Below are 23140 nucleotides of genomic sequence, written 5' to 3' on the forward strand. Positions count from 1 at the left end.
TTAGCCCACCCTCTCAAACATTAATGATTTAAACAGAGGCTCTATCGCTCTAAAGCCTTCAGCTACTGCATCTCCGTTAATGTAAATCTCGCCCGGCTCAAACTCTTTTATCTCTTTTTCAATAAATTCTCTGTCCTTCTCAAAGTCTATGTCTTTAATACTTCTCCAAACAATAGCAACCCTCTTTCCTTCCTTCTCCCCAAAAACAAAAACATACTTTCTGCCATTCTCTTCCAAAATCTTATAACTCTTAACCTGTAAGCCCAGCAAATAATTAAATGTCTCAATCAAATCTACATTAACTATTCTCTGCTGGTAGTTTTCTATGATTTTAAGTTTGTAGTTAAACGGGTCTTTTAACTCATCAATGTTTAGGAAGGTTTTGCTGTTTTTTGTTTCCCATTCAAGCATGTATTTGACAAAGTAATCAGGAAATTCCAGTAAAAGTTTTTGCTGTTCTTCATCCTGTTGTTCAAACTCAATGTTTTCTAATGTGTCTTCGTATTGTTCTAAGGTGTGGTATTTGAAGAAGCCTCCCGCTGTTTTTTCGTTATATTTTTCCTTAACATCTTCTTCTTTTGAAATGCCTGATTTATCATAAGCTAAAACCTTCTTCATTCTCGGTAAAACCACTGTCCAGAAATGTTCACCCATCTCAACTCCAATCCATTTTCTTTTAAGTTTGTGTGCTACTGCTATTGTTGTGCCAGAGCCGAGGAAGAAGTCTAAGATTAAATCTCCTTCGTTGGATGTGGATTCTATAACACGCTTCAGGAGGATTTCGGAGTTTTCGGTTTGAAAATCCCAACCAAAAGAATAACCCGGAATATCTGTCCAGTCATTATCAATAGGCTCTCTTCCATCGGTAATTACCAGATAATCTACTCTTTCTTTTTCTTCTCCGCATTTAGGACACTTCTTCCATATTCCTTTATAATGAGTATAACCACATACACTACATCTAATTCTTATTCTCCCTTCCTTTTCCATCTCTTCTATTCTTTCCTGACTAAAAGTCCATGCTCTTCCAGGAGGCGGGTATAATTTTTTGCCAAAGATAATTCTCGGTTCCCCTCCTTTTCTACCAGCTGTCATAGAAGTCATATCATGCCACCAAGGCTCTTTAGGTTTGTCTAGCAATTTTCTGTATCCTTTAAATACAAAATTTTCAGATTTTACAAAATAAAATAATGAATCAATAGCGGTAGGAAATCTATCAGCACCAAAACCTTTTTTGACAATTCTATTTACTATTATCTCATTCCTAAAATTCTCCCATCCAAAAATCTCATTCAAAAGCATTCTTACATACATATTCCCGTTATAATCGCATCTTACGAAAATACTTCCCTTTTCATTTAACAACTCTCTTGCCAAACTCAACCTATTTTCAAGCATACTAATCCAAGTAGCATCCTTATACTTCACATTATACAAATAATCAGCATCCTGTTCCTTATTAAACGGCGGATCAATATAAATAGTCTGAACTCGGTTGCCATACTTATTTAAAATCGTATTCAAACCCTGCCAGTTTTCACTCTTTATAAGCAAACCATCTAAAGCATCTTCCAAATCCACACTCTCACTAATCTTCTCTAAAAGCCTAAACTTAAACTCCTCATCAAAATATCTTGTATCAATAGGAAGCCTTTTATCTTTTAAATCATCTTTACTCCTTATGCTACCAAATCCAAGCTCTTCCCATTCCTCTAACTGTTTAGAATTATCTAATACCCTATCCAAAACCCACTCATAAAACCCCTCATCAGTCCATTCCTTAATCCTATCTAATGTAATTACATAATCAGTCCTGACAACAAACTTTTTCTTTTCCCATAGCCTCTTTTGAAAATCCTAAATCTGAGATAAAAACTCAATTATCTTTTCCCCAATATCCTTAACAGTTTTTGCCCTTGTAATATGCTTATCTAAATACTTCTCCTGCGATAAAGTCTCATAATTTAAAACTTCAGCTTTAATAAAATAATCCAACTGCTCAGACAAAAATCTTTTTAAATTTTTATGAATAAAATAATCTTTTGTATTCTTAGCGGTAAACCTATTTATATGATATAAAAGTAAAGGTTTATCATTTTTAAACTTAAGAATCAAAGATTTGACAAGATTTAGTTTTTTTTTCTTCTTTCCCAAAATCTGCTTTTAGAGTTTCGAAAATCTTATTATTGATTTTCTCCTGCTTTGCAGTATTACTGCCACCTTCGACATCATAATCTTTAACTTCCTTATCTGAAAGCTCCCTATACTGAAATCTTACGATTATCTCATTGTCTTTAATCTCTAAATAATTTTCATCATCTAAAACAAAAAACCTTTCCTTTGTAGCCTTGTTAGATGCGATTTCATCCTTTGCCTCTACAACTCTAAAAATAACCTTAAGATTATCAGATTTAAAAGTATAATCTCTAAATAAAAGTCCAGTTTTTATATAATACTGCTCAGCGGTTGCCCAGTAAAGTTTCACTTCCTCACCATCGTAAGGTATAGCATACTTATGACCTTTTATAGAGTATCTGTATTTTGGTATAAAATCCCCATCTTCATAATATCTTGAAAAGAAAGTATAAAGGTCATTATAAACCTGACCTTTTATCTCATCAATCTTTTCAATCATCTCTTTTTGCTCTTTTACTTCTAAATACTCCTGGCCAAGAGGTGTTTCTTCAAAACTTTTATTTAGATCTCCGGTAGGTAAAATTGCATTTTTCCCAAGAGCTTTTTCTACATTTTCTTTTGCTCTATTAAACCTTTCATCTATATTCTCAGCTAAAGCACCTTTATGCTTTTCAAAAGAAGACTCAACAATATCTTTTAACCTATTTTCAATAAAATCTCTTATCTGCTCTCTTTTATAGTTTAAAATTCTATAAATTCCAAAATCTAAATCGGATGCCTCAAACTGAAATAGGTCTTTCATTAAATTTTGAAATTTTTCAAGTTCATTTTTAAAGCCCATTTATCCCTCCATCTCTCAACAACTCTTCTAAACTATTAGCCAAAAAGACTTTTGTAAATAGTTTATCTAATTCTTCTAAGTCGTTAATGCCTGAAATTAATTTTTCCAATTCCTCAGGAACTCTTTCAAATTTAAGATTGATAAGTTTAAGAATATCTTCTTTCTTAGCTCCAATTATTCCTTCCATTTTCCATTTTTCTGTTAATGTCATCATCTCTTTTTCACCTCCCAAGATTTCCTTTAAAACATTTTCAACTTCTTGCGGGTTATTTACAACTGAAATATAACCCTAATTTCCAATTCAAAAAAAAGATGAAATAAAAAACCTCCGGTGGTATCATAAAGTAAAACTACCACTGGAGGTTAAACCATGACATTTAGAAATTATATCATAAACGTTTATATTTTGACAGATGAAATTCTAAAACTCATAAAACATAAACATAAAACAAATAAGCCTAAATTCTCTGATGTAGAGCTTATAACTCTCATCATATTTTCTATGAGCTATAGAAAAGGTGATTACAAAATAACACTTAAGGAATTTAAAGAGAGTAAGGAAGAGAATAGAGACAGTATTTAGCAAGTTATACTATATGGGAATAGAGGATATCAGGGCAGTATCTTTAGAAGGATTTAAAGCTAAGATAAACTTCTTCATTTTAGCTTTAAGTTTTGCTACTTGTCTTGGTTTGTTTTAAAATTATTTAAATTGGAAATTAGAGTTTAACTTAGGTGATAAGATGATAAACGTACCCATAGAAAGTTTATTAGAAGAAAATAATCCTATCGTTAATTCAAATGATACGTTAGAAGATACAATAAAAAAGATGAGGGAGTATAATCAAGGTTTCGTGGTTATCTTAAAAGATAAATCAGCTGTCGGTATTCTTAGTGAAAGGGACGTAATAAGGTTGTTTAAACAAAAAGTAGACTTAAGTGAAAATGTAATGAAGTTTGCAACTAAAAGTCTAATAACAGTTAGAAAAGATAGAAGTGTATTTTTTGCTGTAAATCTCTTAGTAGAAAACAATATCAGAAGGTTGATAGTAGTTGATGAGAAAGGGGACTTTGTAGGCACAGTAACTATGAAAAAATTACTTTTAAAGTTAGAGGAAGATATATACAGGAAGAATTTAACTTTAAAAGATCTTCAAGGAAGAAAGAACATAATTTCTGTCAGTAGAAAAACTCCAGTAAAAGAAGCGATAGAAATAATGTTTGAAAATAATATTGGTTCTATATTGGTTGTTGATGATGAGCACCCTGTAGGAATATTTACAGAAAGAGATGTTTTAAACAAGTTTGATGAACTTGACTCTAATCAGCCAATAGAGATGTATATGTCTTCTCCAGTGGAAACAATAGATATAGAAACATCTGTTTACGATGCTTTAAAAGTTATGGATTCAAAAAAGATAAGTAGATTGGTCTTAACACAAGAAGGTAAATTTGTAAGTTTTATTACACAAAGGGATATTATAAAAGCAATAAGTGGAAATTTTGAAACCTTTTTGGAAAGAAAGTTAAAGAGTACAAAAGACATACTTGATATTTTCCCTGAATTAATCGTTGAAGTTATAGACATGGTAGAAAGTCAATATATACAGTGGATGAACAAAAAGGCGAAAGATTTTTTTGGAAACTTAATTGGTAATGATATTGTTACCATAATTCCAGAGAAAGATTGGGGATACCTTTACTCAAAACTATTAAAAGATAAGAAGGTTGAAAAATTAAAAGTAACTGATGGTGAAAGGGTTTTTGAAGTTTCGGGGTCATACATAATATCGGACATTAAAGAATTCAGAGGTAAAATAAAATTACTTCTTAGAGATATCTCTAAAGAAAAAGAAGATCAAAATATCATTTTAAAAGAACTTCAAACCTATAAGTCTATTTTAGATTCAATAGAAGATATGATAATTATTTATCAAGCAGATAATGGAAGAATTAAAATGTTTAACAGGTCTGTTATGAAAAAGTTGGGATATACTCAGGAAGAACTTAAAAATATGACAATCTTTGACATTGTAGAGGAAGATAAAGACTTTCTAAAACAAAATATAGAAAAAATAGTTAGGAAGGGAGAGGTTGTAAGTGGAAAACGCACCTATAAAGAAGTACACGGAGGAAAGATACCTGTTGAAGTTAACGCTACAAGTGTTACGTTCAACGGAAATCCTCATATTTTGATAGTTGCACGAGATATAAGTCTTAGAATTAAGCTTGAGGAAGAGATAAATTATAGGAATAGTCAAATGCAAATTTTACACAACTTTGTTTTAGCTTTAAACAAAGCTACCTCTATAAAAGAATCTTATAATATCTTAGCAAAAATTTTGTTAAACATTGTTAAAATTGATAAATTAATTATTTATAGAATAAACCCTTCTTTAAATGCAGTGGTTGAAAAGCTGTATTACGGTTTTGATAAAGAGCCAGCAGATTTATGTTTAAATGGAGAACTTCTGGAGTGTAAAGTTATGATATCAGGTGATACTATAGTAGAGAATGATAAATTTGCATTTCAATGTGGAAAATTAAAGTTAAACCACGGTTCGTTTTTATGTAGTAATGTGGTTTCCAGTGGTAAAACAATAGCTATAATTAATATGATTAGCATGGAAGAAAACTTTTTTACAAAAGAAAAAGTCGAATTTATAGAAAGCCTAATAAATGCATTTTCTCCATTTGCTTCAACATTAAATTTAATAGAGATAAACAAAGAATTATCATTGAAGGATTCGTTAACAAATCTTTACAATAGAAGATATATAATAGAATTCTTTACAAAGGAGATAGGTAAAGCAAAAAGATTAGATTACAATATTGGGGTATTAGTAATAGATGTTGATAACTTTAAAAAGTTAAATGACACGTATGGACATTTAGTTGGGGATTTGTGTTTAAAAAAGGTAAGTAATGTATTTTTAAATTCCGTAAGAGAGATGGATATTGTTGGAAGATGGGGTGGTGAAGAGTTTATAGTAATTTTGCCAGGTTCAGACGAAGAGAGTACGTATCAAATTGCAGAGAGGATAAGAAAGAAGGTTAGTTCGGAGGTTATATTTACACCAGATAATAAAATCTTAAATATAACTGTAAGTATAGGTATGGCAGTATATCCAAAGGACGGAGATAACTTAGACGATCTCATAAAGGTAGCTGATGAAAAACTATACCAAGCAAAGAAAAGTGGCAAAAATTTAACAATTAGATAAAAAATTAACCCCATAGGAGGTTAAATGTTCATGAAAACGATTAAAGGAAAAATTGTATGGAGTTTAATAGTTGGCTCAATTATTGCCTGTATTATCATTACTTTAACAGTATATATTGACTTTAAAAAATTACAAAAAGAGTCTTCTTACGATGAGATTTCTTTATTGGCGGAAACAGCATTTAGGTCTCTAAGAATAGCAATGAATACCGGAAATCCAGAACTTGTTGAATCAGCAGCTGACGAGATAAAAAGAATTGAGGGTATGCATAGTTTTAACGTTCACAAATCTAAGCAAGTTATAGAACTATTTAGACCAGATGCAAAGTATACAGACGATAAAGATGTTTTAGAAGTTTTTGAAAGTAAAAAAGAAAAGATATTTGAGTTTACACAAAATGGAGTTAGACATTTAAGAATCTTAAAACCTGCCATTGCAGAACAGATGTGTTTAAAATGTCATGTTAATGCAAAAGAAGGAGATGTCTTAGGTGTTATAGATATTACCAAAAGTATGAAGAAAACAGATGAGACTATATCTAACAATTTAAAGACACTTGTTGGTTTGTTTATTATTTTAATTTTAGTTATTATTGTATCTTCTCTAATCTTTTTAGAATTTTTCTTGTTTAAACCTCTAAATTTATTAACTGAAACAGCAAAAAATATATCTGAAGGAGAAGGAGATTTAACAAAGAGACTAAATATAAAAAGTAAAGACGAAATAGGAATTGCAGCGTCATACATAGATAAGTTTATAGAAAAAGTTCAAAGTGTACTAATAAACATTAGAAAGAAAGTAGATGATTTAGTATCGTCTGAAAAAGAAGTTTCAGAAAGTGTAGAAAATATTTCAGAAAAAGTTATAAAACAAAATGAATCTATAGAAGAAGTTAAAAATATGAGTGATTTTATTAAAGATAAAGCTCTCCAGTCTAAAAATGTTGCACAGGAGACAGAAAAGTTAGCTAATGAAAGTAAAGATAATCTTGAAAAGGTTGAAAAAGAGATAGATAATCTAATTAAAGATATAAACATTATAAGTGATGAAGAGCAAAACATATCTCAGGAAATTTTAAAATTACAAAATCAAGCTGAAAATATAAAATCAGTTATGTCATTAATATTAGATATAGCTGAACAAACAAACTTACTTGCACTGAACGCAGCAATAGAAGCAGCAAGGGCAGGAGAGATGGGAAGAGGTTTTGCAGTCGTTGCAGACGAAGTTAGAAAACTCGCAGAGAAAACCCAAAGTAGTATATCTCAGATAGAAAATGTAATAGGAGATGTTATATCTAAGATATACCAAACCAGCGATAGTATGCTTAAAAATTCCAGAGAAATTCAAAATTTAAGTGATGATATATTAAAACTTAAAGAAAACTCTATATTAACAAAAGAGAAAGTACTACAAATACTTGAAAGTTCAAAGCAGTCTTTAAACTCTGCTATAGAAATAACAAAAGCAGTAGAAGATATAAGTAAAAAGATTGAAGATATTTCCGAAAAATCTTTAGAAACAAAAGAAATAAGTGAAAAGTTACGATACACAACCGAAAAGTTAAACAAAGTCAAAAACGAGATAACTCAGTTGATTATGAAATTTAAACTATCATAGATGGAGGTAAAAAAATGGAAAGACCAACACCAAAACCGGTGGAAATTCAGGTACCACCAGATAGGTTTCTTGTATCGAAAACAGACCTAAAGGGTATTATTACCTATGCCAACCCTATCTTTTGTGAAATTGCTGGATACTCAGAAGAGGAACTTATCGGAAAACCACACAACATTGTAAGACATCCTGATATGCCAAGAACCGTATTTAAACTTCTGTGGGACACAATTCAAAAAGGGAGTGAAATATTTGCGTATGTAAAGAATATGGCAAAGGATGGCAGTTATTACTGGGTTTTTGCTCATGTAACGCCAACATTTGACAGTAGTGGGAAAATAGTTGGTTATACTTCTGATAGAAGACCTGTTTTAAATAGGGATATTCTTACAAATGTTATAGAACCTCTCTATAGAGAACTAAAAGAGGCTGAAAGTAGAGGGGGATTGGAAGCAGGATTAAGACTTTTAGACGAAAAGTTAAAGCAAATGGGTAAATCTTATGAAGAGTTCATATTTACAATAACATTTAAGGAGGATTGAGGATGAAAGAGTATAACAAACCATCTTCACTGACAATAGTACAGTATGCTAACATGGTATCCATAGGTATATTTTCTTTTGCACTTGTTATAGAGGTTTATAAACACGGCTTTGATTTGATAAGAGTATTAAACATTATTAACTTTATAACAGCTTGGATAATCTTTGTAAACATTAGAAAAGTTCAAGGTTTTATAAAGAGGATATCTTACGTTCTAACAGAGGCAGAAAAAGGTAATCTTGAACCAAGGTTAATAAAAGAAAAAGAAAAAGGAGAGCTTTTAAAACTTGCCCATGATATAAACTACCTCTTAGACCAAGTTGATGTGTTTATAAGAGAGTTAAAAACACCAATAGAGTATGCTTCCCATAAAAAATATTGGAGAAAACCTGTAGATTTTGGGTTTACTGGAACGTTTAAGGCTGTTATGATTTCTTTGAAAAAACCTTTAAAAGCTATAGAGGAAAATGACAGATTTATAGAGAAGACACTTATGATTGAAGAGATGAGCAAATTAGGTGGTGGAATATCTGCAAATCCACAGATGATACATAGAGATTTAGACAGGATTGTGCAAGAAATACAAACTATAAAAAATGAAAGCATTAAAACCAAAGAAGTATCCGAAGAAGGTTTAAAAAAGATAGAAGAGATAGTACAGCATTTAAACCAAATTATAGACTCAATAAAACAGTCTTCTGAAGTTGTACTTAACCTTACAGGAAAAATATCTGATATTTCAGAAGTGGTTAACCTTATTAGAGAGATTGCGGACCAGACAAACTTACTTGCTTTAAATGCAGCGATAGAAGCAGCAAGGGCAGGAGAGATGGGAAGAGGGTTTGCAGTTGTTGCAGATGAGGTTAGAAAACTTGCAGAAAAAACACAAAAAGCAACTGAAGAGATAACAATGTCTATTACTCAGCTTCAAGCACAGAGTAAAGATGTGGCACAAGAAACAGAGAAGATGGTAGATATGGCTAAGAATTCTATTGAAGAGATTAAATCGTTTAAAGAAGTAGCAAAAGCATTCCAAAGACAAGCAGACACAGTAAACAGATTAGCTATTTACATCTCAGATATAGCATACCTTTCTGCAAGAAAGTTAGACCACATAATATTTAAAAACAACACATACTTATCAGTATCTCAGGAAAAAATGGTCTTTAAGTTTACAGACCATCACAGCTGCAGATTCGGAAAGTGGTATTATTCACAAGAATCAGAAGAGTTTAAAAACTTCCCTACTTTCAAACAGATAGAACAGTATCACGCAGACTTCCATCAAACACTTTACCCTCTTATACAGCTTATAGAGAGAGGAGAAGACATTGTAAAACATAAACAGTTTATATTTGACCACCTTCAAAGAGCTGAAGATGAATCTATAGAACTATTTAACTTGATAGATAAACTGGTAGAAGAAAGAAAACAACATCTATTTAAGGAGGTTTAGACATGGGTTTATTTGGTGGAAGCAACAGAGAAGAAGTTGAAAGGCTCAAGCAGGAAATCGCAAGACTTGAAAGTCAGCTTCAAGAAAAGGAAAGGTCATTACAGCAGTTAACCAAACTCAAAGAAGAGTTAGATGTTTACAAAAAAGCACTTGACAATCTTACAGAAGAAGCGGTTATCCTTGCTACAACAGACTTTAAAGAAGGTAAAGCAGGAAACGATATTGTTTATCTAAACAGGAGAGCAAAAGAGATAGTAGATGCTTTATCACCTGATTTGAGAAGTATAGCAGGTATGGAGATAAACTCTTCAAACATACTTGGAAAATCTATACATATTTTCCACAAAAATCCAGACAGGATAAAACAGCTCCTTAAAGATTTAAAACCGGGTGAGATAAAGAAAAATGCAGATATACAAGTAGGAAACACAATTTTAGAATCTAATAGGACAACTATAACCGACGAGAAAGGAAACATCATTTACTACCAAACCATTATGAAAGACGTAACTTACAGTAGATTTGTAGAAAGCGAGGTTTTAACATCTCTTGCTGAAACTGTAGCTATGAGTGCGTATAATGCATCAGTAGGAACGGCATATCAGATTTTATTAGACGTTTATATAGACGACAACTTAAAGTCTGTTTTAGGGCAAACTATAGAGATATCAAAACAGGTAGAAAAAGTTAAAGATAAAGCCGATTTTACCCAAAACAAAATAAAGGAGTCTGAGAGTGTTTTAGGTTTGATACTTGAAATATCAGAACAAACAAACCTTCTTTCTCTAAACGCAGCGATAGAAGCTGCAAGAGCAGGAGAGATGGGAAGAGGGTTTGCAGTAGTTGCAGATGAGGTTAGAAAACTTGCAGAAAGAACAGGAAAAAGCACAGAGGAAGTAAGAAAGATTATATCTTCTGTTATAAACGAAGTAGGATCAATGACAAGGGATGTAGATAACTCAGTTAAAGCCATAATATCAAACGCCAAAGACTTTGAATCTTCATTTGAAGAGATAAACAGTCTTACAGAAAAATCGGAAAAAGCATCCTTTGAAACATTTGAAAGGTTAGTAAACAACTTTGACATTTTAAGACAACTTGCTCAAAAAACTACCTCTGAAAACTTAAAACTTTACATAAATCTTCTTGATAGAATATTAGACGACGCAAAATTTATGATTAACATAATAAAAGCTATAAAAAACAGAACTTATGTAGAAACTCAATCCCACAGAGAGTGTGCTTTGGGTAAGTGGTATTACTCTGTAGGTGTTAGCGATGTTAAAATGTGTGGATTGGATGGGGAAAGATACTTTAGGGATTTAGAAACACCTCACGAAAAATATCATAATATAGCAAGGGAAGCAATGGAGTTTTTAAGACAAGGCAAGTATAAAGAGATGGTAGAGAAAGGTTTTGAAATGGTAGAATTTTCTAAACATATAATACAGGATATATTAAAGTTAGCCAAATCTTGTATTCAAGTAAACGGAGGTAGAGAGTTATGAAACATATAGAAAAGATAAATGAAATAAAAAAGATGGTAGAAAATATAAAAAAGATTGCAAAACAGAGTAATCTCTTGGCTTTAAACGCTGCTATTGAAGCTGCAAGGGTAGGAGAGATGGGGAAAGGTTTCTCGGTAGTTGCAGGAGAGTTTAGGAAGTTAGCTGATGACACTAACAAGATAGCAGCTGAAATAGGCATAATCGTAAACGAACTTCAACAAGAGTTAGAGAAGTTAGAGGAAAAGTGTAAGGAAAAGGATAACATTTAATTGGAGGGATTTAATATGAGTGATAACTACGGACTTCCGGATATACTAAAAACCGGACAGAATGAACTTGAGATAATAGACTTTAGAATATACGAAGATAGAGAAGAAGGACTATACGAGTGGATATTAGGAGTTAATGTAGCCAAAGTAAGAGAAGTTTTGAGGACTCCAACATTAACAAAGATTCCAAATATGCCATCTCAGGTAGAAGGTATGGCAGAGATAAGGGGAGAACTTATACCTGTTATCAGCCTTGCAAAATGGATGAACATTCACGAACCACCAGAAAGAAAAAGGTACCTACTTTTTATGGAATTCCTAAGGGAGAAAGTAGGAGTTATCATACACAGAGCCAACAGAATAAGAAGAATATCTTGGAAGGACATAAAAAAAGCACCTGAAGTCGTTAATCAAAGATTAAATGGAAGGATTACAGGTGTAGTAGAAGTAGAAGATGGACTTTTGCTTATCCTTGACTTTGAAGGAATACTAAACGATATGAACTTACTTTACGTATTTAATGTACCTACTGAGTCAGAAAAAAAAGAAGCAAAAAAAAAGTTAAGAATACTTGTAGCAGAAGACTCTGCAGTAGCAAGAAAGATAATAAAAGACATTTTAGAGTCTGCAGGACACGAAGTTATACTTACAGAAAGTGGAAAGCAGGCGTGGGAAAAACTACAAGAGATTTACAACGAAGCTTCTGCGTACGGTAAAAGCGTTAGAGATTACATAGATTTAGTACTGACAGACATTGAGATGCCAGAGATGGATGGTCTTACATTGACAAATTTAATAAAAAACACTCCCGGATTTTTAAACCTACCTGTAATAGTAAACACAACACTTTCTGATGAAGCGAACCAACAAAAAGCAAAAAGCGTAGGAGCGGATGATTACTTAGTAAAGTTTGATGTAAAACATTTAATTGAACTGATAGAAAAGTATGGAGGTGGGCAATGATTCCTGATGAACTCAGAGAAATTTTTGAAGAGTTTGTAGTTGAAGCATCAGACCACTTAGAAAATTTAGAAGCAGCACTACTAAGCCTTGAGAAAGATGCCGAGAATCAAGATTTAATAAACTCAGCCTTTAGAAGTATGCATACTCTTAAAGGTGGAGCTGGTTTTTTAGGGTTAACAAAAATAGTAGAAGTTGCCCACAAAGCAGAAGATATACTTGGAAAAGTAAAAGAGGGGAAATTAAAGATTAACTCAGAAATTCTTGACGTTTTACTTAAAGCCGTTGATTACATTAAAAACGCTATAAAAGACTATCAATCTGGAGAAGAACCGGAAGAACCTACAGATATTATAGAAAATCTTACTGAAATACTAGAAGGTAAACCAAAACACTCTCCATCTCAAGACAAAGAAGAGATAACCTTAGATAGACTGTTAGATAAGTATGGACTATCACACTTAAAAGGACTTACTATAGAAGAAATACTTGAAGAGTTAGTTTTAATGCCACCAAACAAAAGACCTAAAGAGATAGTAGATTACATAGAAAATATAATAAACGGTAAAACTGAAGCAAAACCTGTACCTACAGATATAATCCAAAAAGTAGAAGAAGAAACAGCTCAGAAGATGTTAGAAGCTATAGAAGAAGATATAATTAAGAAAGATTTAGAAACACCAACAGTAGAAGAAAATAACGTAGAAGAGACAAAGATAGAAGAAACTAAAAAGGAAGATAAAAAACCACAGAAACAGCAGAAAAAAGATGAAGAAGAGAGAGTTTTAAGAATAGACGTTTAAAAGATAGAAAACCTTATGAACCTTGTAGGAGAGTTAGTTTTAGACAGAAACAGACTTTTAAGAAGTGTGCAGGAACTGACACAAAACATGACTTCAAACAAGTACATAGAAGAGATAGAATCAGTTGCATCATCTATAGACAAGATAGTAGGAGATTTACAACTTGCAGTTATGAAAACCCGTATGCAACCAGTTAAAAGACTTTTCCAAAAGTTTACCAGAGTAGTAAGAGACCTTTCAAAGTTAGTTGGAAAAGAGGTAAACCTTATAATAGAAGGTGAAGACACAGAAATGGATAAATCTATCCTTGAAAGATTAGAAGAACCTTTAGTTCATCTTATAAGAAACGCTTTAGACCATGGATTAGAAACTCCTGAAGAAAGAAAGAGACTTGGAAAACCACCTATCGGTAAATTGGTACTAAGAGCATACTATCAAGGAGATAGGGTTTATCTTGAAGTAGAAGATAATGGAAGAGGAATAGATCCAGCCAAAGTAGCTCAAAAAGCCATAGAAAAAGGAATAATAACAAAAGAACAACTGGAAAAGATGACAGAAAAAGAGATATTGCAACTTGTTTTCTTACCGGGCTTTTCAACTAAAGACAAAGTATCAGAGATATCCGGACGTGGTGTAGGAATGGATGCTGTAATGAATACAGTTATAAACTTTAGAGGAACCATAGATATATGGAGTGAGAAAGGTAAGGGAACTAAGATATCTATGGCATTCCCATTAACAGTTGGAATAATAAGGTCTCTGCTTGTGTCTGTAAGTGGAAGAAGGTTTGCTATACCTATATTCTTAGTGACAGAAATTATTTCTGTGGAAAATGCAACAATAAAAACATTATCAGGAAAGCAGGTTTTACTCTTAAGAGAAAAAGCTTTACCACTTATAAACATATACGATATGTTAAAAGTCCCTCCATGTAAAACAGGATATATAATAGTATGTCTAATTGGTAATCAAAGGGTGGCATTTACAGTAGAAGACCTTTTTGGAGATGAAGAGATAGTTGTAAAACCACTTGGGAAAATATTTGGAGATTTACACGGCATATCAGGAGCTACTATAACAGGAGATGGTAAAATCGTTTTAATACTTGATTTGGTAGAACTTCTCAAGAATATAAATAGTAACGCTTTAAAAGTTTAGGGGGGTAAGCTATGAGTTTAGTTTTGTCATCTCAAAAAAAGCCAATAATATACGGACAAGATACATCTAAAATTTTAGAGTTCTTGGGGGTATACTTAGAAGATGAGTTTATAGGCATATCCCTCAAAAACGTTTTGGAGATATCCAAAATCTTAGAAATATTTCCCGTCCCACTAACTCAACACTATATAAAAGGTGTGATAAATCTTAGAGGTGAGATACTTCCTGTTGTGTCAGTGAAAGAGATGGTAGGGGTAAAAGAGACTAAAGAACCAACACGGCTTATAGTGTTAGAAACAAACTTAGGTAAGTTGGCAATCCTTGTAGACTCTGTTTACGGTGTAATAAAAATCCCAGAAGATAACTTAGAGCCAAACCCAATGACAAGTATATACAGTGATTACCTTTCAAATGTAGCTTTAACACCAAAAGGATTTATAAGTATAATAGATTTAGACAAACTTTTTCCTGCAAGGGAAGAGTAAAGGGTAAATGTTTATAGTGAAAATTATGGAATTTATAAACAGTAAAAGAATGGATTTATTTCAAAGTTTGTTTTTTAACCTTTATGAGAAGTATAACGGAGACGCAGACCACTTTGTAGAAGAATGGTTTAGAAGGTATACTTATGCAACACTAAAAACATACTTTAAAGAGGATTTGTTTAGAAACGATTTAGACGAGTTTTTTAATAAAAATAAAAATGTTATAAAGGCTTACGTAAAGGCTTACTGGAGTTTTTGCAATGACCCAAACGCAAGGCCACACCATATAAAAGTTGCGATGGATTTCTTTGGAATAAAAGAACTTTCAGAAAAAGAGCTTAAGGAAAAGTTCAGAGAAATGGTGAAGTTGTACCATCCTGACATCCATCCGAACAAAAAAGAAGCAACGTTAAAAATGATGGAAATAAACCATCACTACCAGATTTTAAAAGCATTTTTAGAAAAGTACGGAGGAGAGTAATGGAAGACCTAAAGACTGTTATAAAGAGCATACTTGAGGAGGTAAAGATACTTGAAGAGAAGATAGAAGAAACTGCAAAAGTTGCCACACACACAACAAAAGTCATAACACCTACAGCTACAGAAAGTCTTAGAGAAGTGATAAAATTCAGTGAAGAGAGTGCAAACAACATTATACAGCAGATAGACAAAGTAGAAGAAAACTGTAAAGTAATAGACAAAACAGTAGATGAATTGTTAAATCTAAATCCTGTAAGTACAATCAAAGAAAAGTTAAGTTTAATAAAAGAAAAAAATAAAGATAACATGAATATACTAATAAAAGTTTATGAATTGTTTTCTTTTCAAGACCTTATGGCACAACAGATAAAAGAAGTTATAAATATACTTGAAGAAACAAAGAAAAATCTATTAAAATTTGCAGCTACATCTATAGAAATGTCTTCTTTATCAGAAGAAGATAAGAAAAAAGCAGTTGGAAAAGTTCACGAGTTTATCACTGGAGATAGAATTAACCAACAAGACGTAGACAAACTTTTAGAAGAATTAGGATTATAAAGGAGGTTAACGAAATGGGATTTCCTTCAGATGCTAAAATTTTAACAGTAGACGATATGGCTACAATGAGAAAGATAATAAAAAGTCTTTTAACACAACTGGGATATACAAACGTTGATGAAGCTGAAAACGGAAAAGAGGCTTTAGCAAAGTTAAAACAACAAAAATACGACTTAGTTTTATTAGACTGGAATATGCCAGAGATGGATGGAATCACATTACTACAAGAAATAAAAAAAGACCCAGATTTGAAAAATATACCGGTTATAATGGTTACAGCTGAGGCAAAAAAAGAAAATGTATTACAAGCTATACAAACTGGAGCCAATAATTACATTGTTAAGCCTTTCACAGCTGAAACTTTAAAAGAAAAAATGGATAAAGTTTGGGCACAACTACAGGGTTAATAAAATGGATAAAGAAAAGCTTTCAGGATTAGATAAAGCAGCAATACTTTTATCAATACTGCCAGAAGATAAAAACGTAAAGATTTTTAAACACTTAAAACAGACAGACTTAGAAAAAATTATTAAAAGACTCCTTACACTTGAATCTCCAGATAAAGAGACTTTGAAAAAGGTTATAGAAGATGCCTATAAGGAAATATCTGAGGCAGCTCCTTTAAGACTTCTTCCAGAAAACCTTAGAAAGATACTGGAAAAAGCTCTTCCCCCTGAGAAAGTTAAAGAGCTTTTTGACGGATTACTTTTAGCAGAGCAAGGAAAAGCCATATTCAATGAACTTGAAAAACTCCCCTCTAAAGTGGTGGCTAACCTCATAAAAAATGAGCATCCTCAAGTTATAGCACTTATACTAAGTCAACTAAAACCAAATAAAGCAGCTGAGATAATCCAATTTTTACCAAGAAGACAAGGAATATCAAACATTCAAGAAGAAGTAATAAAAAGACTTGCCTCTTTAGAGAAAGTGTCATCTAACATGATTAAGATGGTTGCTGATAACCTTGAAGCTGAGCTGTACACTATAGGAGCTGGAAAAGAAGAGATGTTAAGCGGTTTAGATATAGCAGCTGAGATTGTAAACAACCTTCCAAAAGACTTTGCACAGGAAATACTAGACGAAATTAGAAAAGAAGCTCCTTCTCTGGCAGACAATATTGAAGAAAGAATGTTTAAATTTGAAGATATTATCAAACTCGACAACAGAGCTATTATGGAAATACTTAAACAGGTTGACAAAAACGACCTTCTTATTGCACTTAAAGGCGCTCCTCAAGAGATTATTGACAAATTCCTTGCCAACATGTCAAAGAGAGCTGCCCAAATGTTTATGGAAGATATGGAAGTACTTGGACCTGTTAAAAAATCAGATGTTGAAAATGCCCGTAAGAAAATTATACAAGTTATTAAAAATCTTATTCAGGCTGGTGTTATTGAGTATGGTGGTGGTGGAGAAGAGATGCTATAATTATAAGTAAGTGGGGTGATTTAAATGTCTGAATTTTTATCTCAAGAAGAGATTGATGCACTACTTGGAGGTGGGAAAAAAGAAACTGTTGTTGAAACAAAAAGGGAAAAACCTTTTGATTTTTCTAAAGTTGAAAAGATAAAAAAAGGCGGATTCCCCGGATTAGAGGTAATCTTTGAGAGATGGGCTAAAATCTTCCGTGAAGAGATAAGATCCTTATTTCCAGTTATAAACATGGTCTCTAAAAACAGTATAACTGTAATGAAGTTTGGAGATTTTATTAACAAAATTCCACTGCCTGCATCTTACACAATATTTACTATGAAACCACTTAATGAGTCTGCTCTTTTGGTAATAGACTCAAGAGTAGTTTTTAATTTGATAAGTGCTTTGTTTGGAGGAGGAGCAAGACCATTTAAGATAGAGGGAAGAGATTTTACAAAGTTAGAGCTTAATATAATCCATGATTTTGTAGATACAGTTTTAACCAGTTTTGAGAAAATATGGCAAACTGTTTATCCCGTTGAAGTAGAAAGAAAATCTGTAGAACTAAACCCATTCTTAGTAAGGATAGTATCTCCAGCTGAAAAAGTTATAGTGGTTGAGATGATACTTGACATAGAAGGCTTGGAAGTACCTTTTAGTTTTGCCTTTCCACAGATGATGTTTTTACCACTAAAAGATATTATCTTCTCAGAAACTTCAAGTTTAGAGATACCAGCTGATTGGAAAGAGAACATACTAAAGAAACTATCTAAGGTAGAACTAAACTTTACATTAGAGTTAAGCCGTTTTACTATGCTTGTAGAAGAACTGTTAAACTTAGAGGTAGGAAGTGATATAATCCTTAATGTGAAAAAAGATGACAGTATTAATTTAATGGTTGAAGGAAAACCAAAGTTTACTGCAAAACTTGGAAGATACGATAAAAAGTACGCAGCAATGATAGTAGATAGAGTAAAAGGTGAGGAAGATGGAAGAGAAAGAGAATAATAACCAAGAAAATCAAGAAGAAATATCCCAAGAAGATTTAGCCAAAGCTTGGGCAGAAATGCTTGAGCAAGAGCCTGTTGTAGAAGAAAAAGAAGAAAAAAAAGAAGAAACTACGCCTTCAGAATCTCAAGAAGACTTGGCAGCTGCATGGGCACAGATGCTTGAGCCCGAAAAGAATGAAGAGAAAGAAAATATAAATGAAGAACCTATAAAAGACCAACCAAAAATAGAAAGTAAAGAAGAGAAAAAAGATAGATTTCAAAACCTTCCAGCTGATATTGAGAAAAAGCTTAATTTACTTTTAGACCTTCCTATAACTATAACTGTAGAGATAGGCTCAAAAGTAATGACAATTGAAGAGATAGTAAAACTATCTCCAAGTAGTGTGGTAGATTTAGACAGATTCATAACAGAACCAATAGACTTAAAGGTAAACGGTGTTTTAGTAGCAAAAGGAGAGCTTTATCAGGTTGAAGACCAGTTTGCAATAAAAATAAAAGAGATTTTGACCAAAGAAGAAAGAGTAAACCTTATATCAAAACAATTTAAGAGGTTATAAAGATGGCAGTAAACTTTCAACCAATATATATTTTAGCTTCCGGAGGAAGTAGAGCCGTAGAGCAGTTAGACACTATAACAAACAACATAGCAAATGCAAACACATCCGGATTTAAAAAAATACTCATGAGGGAGATAAGCCAAAAAATCCCAGAGAATGTAGGACAGACAGGAGACTTACTTGTATTTCCAAGATTTAGAGATACGCCTGTTATAAACAATCAAGGAGCTTTAATAAAAACAGATAACCCTTTAGATGTAGCAATAGAAGGAGAAGGATTTTTTAACGTAGAGACAAATGTAGGGAGATTTTACACAAGGAATGGACACTTTTCTATAAACAACGAAGGTTTTTTAGTTGATCAAAACGGTGGATATATACTTGATACAAACCGACAGAGAATAAAGTTAGATACAAACGGTAGAGTAGACATTACAACTAAAGGAGAAATATATCAAAACGGCCGACTTGTTGCAACGTTAAGGGTAGTAAACCTACAAAACCTTCAACCTGTAGGAAATGGATACTATAACGGACAAGAGCAGGCAACTGAAAGATACACATTAAGACAAGGATTTTTAGAAGGTTCTAACGTAAACATAGTAAAAGAGATGGTTGAAATGATAAACAGTCACAGAAGGTTTGATATTTATATGAATTTAGCAAAATCTTTGGACCAACTTGAAGGAAGATTAAACGAAATAGGAAAAGCTTAAAAGGGAGGTGTATAAAAATGCTTAGAGCACTTTGGACATCAGCATCAGGAATGGAAGCACAACAAACAAACTTAGACGTTATATCCCACAACATTGCAAACGTTAATACTGTCGGATTTAAAAGAAGTAGAGCAAACTTTGAAGACCTTATCTACCAAGACATAAGAGATCCGGGAGTTTTAAGCTCTACCCAAAACAGGGTTCCAGCAGGGATACAAATAGGTTTAGGTGTAAAAGTTTCTGACGTTGCAAAGATATTTTCCCAAGGAAGCCTTATAAAAACAGATAATCCATTAGACCTTGCTATACAAGGAGATGGTTTTTTCAAAATAGAAATGCCAGATGGTAGTGAAGCATTTACAAGAGCCGGAAACTTCCAGCTTGACAACGAAGGTTATATAGTAAACCCAGAAGGATATAGATTAAGTCCAAACATCCAAATATCAGCTCCTGAGACGGTTATAAATATATCAGTTAGCCCAAACGGTAAAGTGGTCGTAGTTAGAAATAGCGGAGGACAACAAACAACGGAAGAAGTAGGAGATATAAAACTTTATAGATTTATGAACCAAGCAGGATTAAAAGCAATAGGGCAAAACCTATTTAAGTATACAGAAGCTTCTGGAGAGCCAATAGAAGGAGACCCTAACACAGACGGCTTTGGAAAAATCACACAAGGATTTTTAGAAGCTTCAAACGTAAATATAGTAGAAGAGATGGTTAACCTTATAGTTGCCCAAAGAGCCTACGAAGTAAACTCAAAAGGAATAATTACAGCTGACGAGATGTTAAGGACTGTTTCAACCCTTAAAAGTTAATTAGGATGGTATGGGTTTTTATATTAATTTTAATTTTTTTTAAGTTTAGTTTTTCTTCTGATAACATAGAAAAGTTTAAAAATTTAGTTGACAATTACGTAAAGACGAACTTTAAAGAGTTTGAAATTGTAAATATGGTTAAGATACCTGAAAGTTATACAAAACAGATTCCCCAAGACTTTGACAGTGTAGATTGTAAAAGTAAAGGAAACAGTGGACTGTACCTTTATTTGTCTTGCTTGGTACTAAAAGATGGTAAGAACTTAGTAGAAATACCAATCACTTACAGAATAAGTCAGCAAAAAGACGGAAAATTAATTACAGTTATACAAAAAAATCAGAAAGTGAATATTTTATATATAAACGGCCCTATAAAGATTCAGCTTCTTGGTGTTGCACTGGAAAGTGGAAAAGAAGGAGATTACATAAAAGTTAAAAATATCTCCACCGGAAAAGAGATAGTAGGAAAGGTTGTAGATAACCAGACAGTTTTAGTTGAGGGAGAGTAGATGAAATTAAAGAAATTAGTTTTAATACTGTCGGCTTTTGTTATAGGATGTGCATCTAAAAAAGATGAGTACGCTAAACCTTACAACCCTGTTCCACCTGATATTCCTCAAGAAAAAGTCTCAAGAACTGCAGGATCTCTATACACTGGAAGTTATAACAACCTGTTTACAGATTCAAAAGCGTTTAACGTCGGAGACATTATTACTATAAAAGTTGTAGAGACGATAGCAGGTCAAACAGCTTCTGGAACGAATACACAAGAACAATCTAAAATGTCTTTAGGTGTACCATCTCCGACAATAATGGGAAAACAAGTACCAAATAAAACACCTATAGCTGGTATTACAGAAAATAACTCAGACAGTTATAAAGGAACAGCTTCAACAAACAGGTCTTCTAAACTTATTGCTACAATATCTGCAAGAGTTACTAAGGTTTATCCCAATGGAAATCTATTTATAGTAGGAAAAAAAGTTGTAAAAGTAAACGATGATTACCAAACACTTGTAATATCTGGAATAGTAAAACCTACAGATATACTACAAGATAACTCTGTTGACTCATCAAGAATATCTGATATGTACGTTGAATACAATGGAGAAGGCTATATAGCTGACAGTACAAAACCAGGTTGGCTTGCCCAATTCTTAAAGAAAATTTGGCCGTTTTAAGGGTAGGAAAAATGTTTAAAAAAATCATCGTTTTATTACTTTTTATATCTCTAACAACATTTGGTGCTACTAATGAAATAAAAATTAGAGATTTAGTAGAAGTAGAAGGATTTAGGACTAACTATCTTACAGGTTATGGTATTGTAGTAGGACTAAACGGTACGGGAGATGGAACAACAAGTAGGTACACTCTTATAAGTATTGCCAACATGCTTAGAAAACTTGGTATATACATAGACCCAGCCCAAGTAAGGACAAAAAACGCAGCAGCTGTCATTGTTACAGCAAACCTTCCACCTTTTGCAAAACCGGGAATGAGTGTAGATGTTCAAGTAGCTTCCTTAGGTGATGCAAAAGACATAAGAAATGGACTTTTAATAAGAACTCCACTTTACGGTCCAGATGGTAAGATATACGCTTTTGCCCAAGGTCCCGTATCAACTGGAGGAGGATTTAGTGAATCTAACAAGACTGGTAAAGTCCAAAAAGGATTTACAACAGCCGGAATAATACCAAACGGTGCAGTTATAGAAGAGGAACTTCCTTTTGATTTTAACTCATTGACGGAGATAACCCTTAACCTGAAAAACCCGGACTTTAAAAGGTCTACACTTATTGCAGAGACTATCAATAAAAAATATCCAAACATAGCCAATGTTTTAGATGCAACTTCTGTTAAAGTTAAACTCCCAGACGGAAGCTCAAAAGCAGAGTTTTTAGCCTCAATATTAGACCTAAAAGTTTCATTAGATACAGACTATCCAACTATTGTTATCTATGAAAAAACAGGAACTGTTATAATGAGTGGAGACATTAAGATAGACCCTCCTGTTTACGTGTCCCACGGTAATATCTACGTATCTGTTGAAACAATTCCTTTAGTATCTCAACCTCCACCTCTATCAGGTGGTCAAACTGTAACTGCTCAGAAGACCATAACAAAAGTAGTTGAAGAAAAAGGAAGAATTATAGAGATAGAAAAGCCTTCTTTAAAAGATTTAGTAAAAGCTCTCAATGATTTAGGTGTTTCCCCTTACGACCTGATAGCTATTATTCAAGCAATAAAAAGTGCAGGAAAGATTAACGCAAACATAATAATCATGTGAGGAGTTAAAATGGAGATAAATCGTATAAACTCTTACTTTGATTTAAAAAGTATCCAAGAAGCAAAAACACCAGAAGAAGTAGCAAAAAACTTTCAAACTATCTTTCTATCAATGTTAGTTAAGGAGATGAGAAAAACTATTCCTCAGTTTTCGTCAAACGACTTTGGAAGTAGGATGTACCTTGATATGTTTGATATGCAACTTGCACAGGTAATGGCAGATTCAGACCAGCTTGGTTTAAAAGATTACATACTAAACGCAATAAAAACCTACACCCAAAACCAAAACAACAAGGGTTAAA

General features: G+C 32.7%; 25 protein-coding genes and 3 pseudogenes. 24 read left to right on the top strand and 4 right to left on the bottom strand.

Annotated elements, in window-relative coordinates; genetic code table 11:
• From SULAZ_RS08930 to SULAZ_RS06415, 4 genes are all read right to left on the bottom strand, one after another.
• Window positions 1-1746 carry a site-specific DNA-methyltransferase gene (locus tag SULAZ_RS08930; protein ID WP_012673785.1) on the bottom strand — a complete coding sequence of 582 codons (1746 nt, stop codon included), beginning with the start codon at window positions 1744-1746 and terminating at the stop codon, window positions 1-3.
• 111 nt (window positions 1747-1857) lie between these two features.
• Window positions 1858-1995 carry a hypothetical protein gene (locus tag SULAZ_RS09095; RefSeq protein WP_012674329.1) on the bottom strand — a complete coding sequence of 46 codons (138 nt, stop codon included), beginning with the start codon at window positions 1993-1995 and terminating at the stop codon, window positions 1858-1860.
• A gap of 109 nt (window positions 1996-2104) precedes the next feature.
• Window positions 2105-2977, bottom strand: coding sequence for a hypothetical protein (locus SULAZ_RS09035; protein ID WP_012673720.1), 873 nt, complete (start codon window positions 2975-2977; stop codon window positions 2105-2107).
• The gene (locus tag SULAZ_RS06415) at window positions 2967-3191 is read right to left on the bottom strand and encodes a hypothetical protein (RefSeq protein ID WP_012674864.1); all 225 of its coding nucleotides are present in this window, start codon (window positions 3189-3191) and stop codon (window positions 2967-2969) included. The genes SULAZ_RS09035 and SULAZ_RS06415 overlap by 11 nt, the downstream gene beginning before the upstream one ends.
• 156 nt (window positions 3192-3347) lie before the next feature.
• Here SULAZ_RS06415 and SULAZ_RS09340 point away from each other — a divergent pair.
• From SULAZ_RS09340 to SULAZ_RS06525, 24 genes and pseudogenes are all read left to right on the top strand, one after another.
• Window positions 3348-3678: pseudogene (locus SULAZ_RS09340) on the top strand (hypothetical protein).
• A gap of 42 nt (window positions 3679-3720) precedes the next feature.
• Window positions 3721-6201: a diguanylate cyclase gene (locus SULAZ_RS06425; RefSeq protein ID WP_012674783.1), complete on the top strand. Its 2481-nt coding sequence runs from the start codon at window positions 3721-3723 to the stop codon at window positions 6199-6201.
• Window positions 6202-6231: 30 nt separating this feature from the next.
• The gene (locus tag SULAZ_RS09370) at window positions 6232-7821 is read left to right on the top strand and encodes a methyl-accepting chemotaxis protein (RefSeq protein WP_012674708.1); all 1590 of its coding nucleotides are present in this window, start codon (window positions 6232-6234) and stop codon (window positions 7819-7821) included.
• Between the two features lie 14 nt (window positions 7822-7835).
• Window positions 7836-8360, top strand: a complete 525-nt coding sequence (locus SULAZ_RS06435) for a PAS domain-containing protein (protein ID WP_012673746.1) — start codon at window positions 7836-7838, stop codon at window positions 8358-8360.
• 545 nt (window positions 8361-8905) lie between these two features.
• Window positions 8906-9397 (top strand): annotated as a pseudogene (locus tag SULAZ_RS09105) (methyl-accepting chemotaxis protein); the annotation flags it as partial.
• A 123-nt stretch (window positions 9398-9520) separates the two neighbouring features.
• A complete protein-coding gene (locus SULAZ_RS09110) occupies window positions 9521-9817 on the top strand; it encodes a CZB domain-containing protein (protein WP_266105206.1) in 297 nt (98 codons plus the stop codon).
• 2 nt (window positions 9818-9819) lie between these two features.
• Complete coding sequence (locus tag SULAZ_RS09230) at window positions 9820-11325, top strand: methyl-accepting chemotaxis protein (protein WP_012673642.1); 1506 nt, start codon at window positions 9820-9822, stop codon at window positions 11323-11325.
• A 44-nt stretch (window positions 11326-11369) separates the two neighbouring features.
• Window positions 11370-11594: pseudogene (locus SULAZ_RS06450) on the top strand (methyl-accepting chemotaxis protein); the annotation flags it as partial.
• Window positions 11595-11609: 15 nt separating this feature from the next.
• Window positions 11610-12557 carry a chemotaxis protein gene (locus SULAZ_RS06455; protein ID WP_012674195.1) on the top strand — a complete coding sequence of 316 codons (948 nt, stop codon included), beginning with the start codon at window positions 11610-11612 and terminating at the stop codon, window positions 12555-12557.
• Window positions 12554-13357, top strand: coding sequence for an Hpt domain-containing protein (locus SULAZ_RS09125; protein WP_012674926.1), 804 nt, complete (start codon window positions 12554-12556; stop codon window positions 13355-13357). Before SULAZ_RS06455 ends, SULAZ_RS09125 begins: the two co-directional genes overlap by 4 nt.
• Window positions 13358-13372: 15 nt before the next feature.
• The gene (locus SULAZ_RS09130; RefSeq protein WP_012674675.1) at window positions 13373-14515 is read left to right on the top strand and encodes a chemotaxis protein CheA; all 1143 of its coding nucleotides are present in this window, start codon (window positions 13373-13375) and stop codon (window positions 14513-14515) included.
• Window positions 14516-14526: 11 nt separating this feature from the next.
• On the top strand, window positions 14527-15000 hold the full coding sequence (locus tag SULAZ_RS06465) for a chemotaxis protein CheW (protein ID WP_012673784.1): 474 nt from the start codon (window positions 14527-14529) through the stop codon (window positions 14998-15000).
• A 7-nt stretch (window positions 15001-15007) separates the two neighbouring features.
• The gene (locus SULAZ_RS08755) at window positions 15008-15481 is read left to right on the top strand and encodes a DnaJ domain-containing protein (protein ID WP_012674532.1); all 474 of its coding nucleotides are present in this window, start codon (window positions 15008-15010) and stop codon (window positions 15479-15481) included.
• On the top strand, window positions 15481-16038 hold the full coding sequence (locus SULAZ_RS06475) for a protein phosphatase CheZ (protein ID WP_012674001.1): 558 nt from the start codon (window positions 15481-15483) through the stop codon (window positions 16036-16038). The genes SULAZ_RS08755 and SULAZ_RS06475 overlap by 1 nt, the downstream gene beginning before the upstream one ends.
• Before the next feature lie 14 nt (window positions 16039-16052).
• Window positions 16053-16445, top strand: a complete 393-nt coding sequence (locus tag SULAZ_RS06480; protein WP_012674925.1) for a chemotaxis response regulator CheY — start codon at window positions 16053-16055, stop codon at window positions 16443-16445.
• A 4-nt stretch (window positions 16446-16449) separates the two neighbouring features.
• On the top strand, window positions 16450-17466 hold the full coding sequence (gene fliG / locus SULAZ_RS06485; protein WP_012673991.1) for a flagellar motor switch protein FliG: 1017 nt from the start codon (window positions 16450-16452) through the stop codon (window positions 17464-17466).
• Window positions 17467-17490: 24 nt separating this feature from the next.
• Entirely contained in the window at window positions 17491-18459 is a 969-nt protein-coding gene (gene fliM, locus SULAZ_RS06490; protein WP_012674384.1) for a flagellar motor switch protein FliM, read from the top strand.
• Entirely contained in the window at window positions 18440-19018 is a 579-nt protein-coding gene (locus tag SULAZ_RS06495; RefSeq protein WP_012673776.1) for a FliM/FliN family flagellar motor switch protein, read from the top strand. The genes fliM and SULAZ_RS06495 overlap by 20 nt, the downstream gene beginning before the upstream one ends.
• Before the next feature lie 2 nt (window positions 19019-19020).
• Entirely contained in the window at window positions 19021-19734 is a 714-nt protein-coding gene (locus SULAZ_RS06500) for a flagellar hook basal-body protein (RefSeq protein ID WP_012674505.1), read from the top strand.
• Between the two features lie 17 nt (window positions 19735-19751).
• A complete protein-coding gene (gene flgG, locus SULAZ_RS06505; protein ID WP_012674855.1) occupies window positions 19752-20552 on the top strand; it encodes a flagellar basal-body rod protein FlgG in 801 nt (266 codons plus the stop codon).
• 5 nt (window positions 20553-20557) lie between these two features.
• Complete coding sequence (locus SULAZ_RS06510) at window positions 20558-21061, top strand: flagella basal body P-ring formation protein FlgA (RefSeq protein WP_012673869.1); 504 nt, start codon at window positions 20558-20560, stop codon at window positions 21059-21061.
• Complete coding sequence (locus SULAZ_RS06515) at window positions 21062-21733, top strand: flagellar basal body L-ring protein FlgH (RefSeq protein ID WP_012675066.1); 672 nt, start codon at window positions 21062-21064, stop codon at window positions 21731-21733.
• 11 nt (window positions 21734-21744) lie between these two features.
• Entirely contained in the window at window positions 21745-22839 is a 1095-nt protein-coding gene (locus SULAZ_RS06520; protein ID WP_041676124.1) for a flagellar basal body P-ring protein FlgI, read from the top strand.
• Between the two features lie 9 nt (window positions 22840-22848).
• Window positions 22849-23139, top strand: a complete 291-nt coding sequence (locus SULAZ_RS06525; RefSeq protein ID WP_012674317.1) for a rod-binding protein — start codon at window positions 22849-22851, stop codon at window positions 23137-23139.
• The last annotated feature ends 1 nt before the right edge of the window (window position 23140 follow it).

The organism is Sulfurihydrogenibium azorense Az-Fu1, assembly GCF_000021545.1.
Lineage (GTDB): Bacteria > Aquificota > Aquificia > Aquificales > Hydrogenothermaceae > Sulfurihydrogenibium > Sulfurihydrogenibium azorense.

What these genes read in the sequence shown, in the direction of transcription:
- SULAZ_RS09035 (WP_012673720.1), bottom strand. Translation starts at nt 2,977, where the DNA reads ATGGGCTTTAAAAATGAACTTGAAAAATTTCAAAATTTAATGAAAGAC.
- SULAZ_RS06415 (WP_012674864.1), bottom strand. Translation starts at nt 3,191, where the DNA reads ATGATGACATTAACAGAAAAATGGAAAATGGAAGGAATAATTGGAGCT.
- SULAZ_RS06425 (WP_012674783.1), top strand. Translation starts at nt 3,721, where the DNA reads ATGATAAACGTACCCATAGAAAGTTTATTAGAAGAAAATAATCCTATC.
- SULAZ_RS09370 (WP_012674708.1), top strand. Translation starts at nt 6,232, where the DNA reads ATGAAAACGATTAAAGGAAAAATTGTATGGAGTTTAATAGTTGGCTCA.
- SULAZ_RS06435 (WP_012673746.1), top strand. Translation starts at nt 7,836, where the DNA reads ATGGAAAGACCAACACCAAAACCGGTGGAAATTCAGGTACCACCAGAT.
- SULAZ_RS09110 (WP_266105206.1), top strand. Translation starts at nt 9,521, where the DNA reads ATGGTCTTTAAGTTTACAGACCATCACAGCTGCAGATTCGGAAAGTGG.
- SULAZ_RS09230 (WP_012673642.1), top strand. Translation starts at nt 9,820, where the DNA reads ATGGGTTTATTTGGTGGAAGCAACAGAGAAGAAGTTGAAAGGCTCAAG.
- SULAZ_RS06455 (WP_012674195.1), top strand. Translation starts at nt 11,610, where the DNA reads ATGAGTGATAACTACGGACTTCCGGATATACTAAAAACCGGACAGAAT.
- SULAZ_RS09125 (WP_012674926.1), top strand. Translation starts at nt 12,554, where the DNA reads ATGATTCCTGATGAACTCAGAGAAATTTTTGAAGAGTTTGTAGTTGAA.
- SULAZ_RS09130 (WP_012674675.1), top strand. Translation starts at nt 13,373, where the DNA reads ATGAACCTTGTAGGAGAGTTAGTTTTAGACAGAAACAGACTTTTAAGA.
- SULAZ_RS06465 (WP_012673784.1), top strand. Translation starts at nt 14,527, where the DNA reads ATGAGTTTAGTTTTGTCATCTCAAAAAAAGCCAATAATATACGGACAA.
- SULAZ_RS08755 (WP_012674532.1), top strand. Translation starts at nt 15,008, where the DNA reads ATGTTTATAGTGAAAATTATGGAATTTATAAACAGTAAAAGAATGGAT.
- SULAZ_RS06475 (WP_012674001.1), top strand. Translation starts at nt 15,481, where the DNA reads ATGGAAGACCTAAAGACTGTTATAAAGAGCATACTTGAGGAGGTAAAG.
- SULAZ_RS06480 (WP_012674925.1), top strand. Translation starts at nt 16,053, where the DNA reads ATGGGATTTCCTTCAGATGCTAAAATTTTAACAGTAGACGATATGGCT.
- fliG (WP_012673991.1), top strand. Translation starts at nt 16,450, where the DNA reads ATGGATAAAGAAAAGCTTTCAGGATTAGATAAAGCAGCAATACTTTTA.
- fliM (WP_012674384.1), top strand. Translation starts at nt 17,491, where the DNA reads ATGTCTGAATTTTTATCTCAAGAAGAGATTGATGCACTACTTGGAGGT.
- SULAZ_RS06495 (WP_012673776.1), top strand. Translation starts at nt 18,440, where the DNA reads ATGGAAGAGAAAGAGAATAATAACCAAGAAAATCAAGAAGAAATATCC.
- SULAZ_RS06500 (WP_012674505.1), top strand. Translation starts at nt 19,021, where the DNA reads ATGGCAGTAAACTTTCAACCAATATATATTTTAGCTTCCGGAGGAAGT.
- flgG (WP_012674855.1), top strand. Translation starts at nt 19,752, where the DNA reads ATGCTTAGAGCACTTTGGACATCAGCATCAGGAATGGAAGCACAACAA.
- SULAZ_RS06510 (WP_012673869.1), top strand. Translation starts at nt 20,558, where the DNA reads ATGGTATGGGTTTTTATATTAATTTTAATTTTTTTTAAGTTTAGTTTT.
- SULAZ_RS06515 (WP_012675066.1), top strand. Translation starts at nt 21,062, where the DNA reads ATGAAATTAAAGAAATTAGTTTTAATACTGTCGGCTTTTGTTATAGGA.
- SULAZ_RS06520 (WP_041676124.1), top strand. Translation starts at nt 21,745, where the DNA reads ATGTTTAAAAAAATCATCGTTTTATTACTTTTTATATCTCTAACAACA.
- SULAZ_RS06525 (WP_012674317.1), top strand. Translation starts at nt 22,849, where the DNA reads ATGGAGATAAATCGTATAAACTCTTACTTTGATTTAAAAAGTATCCAA.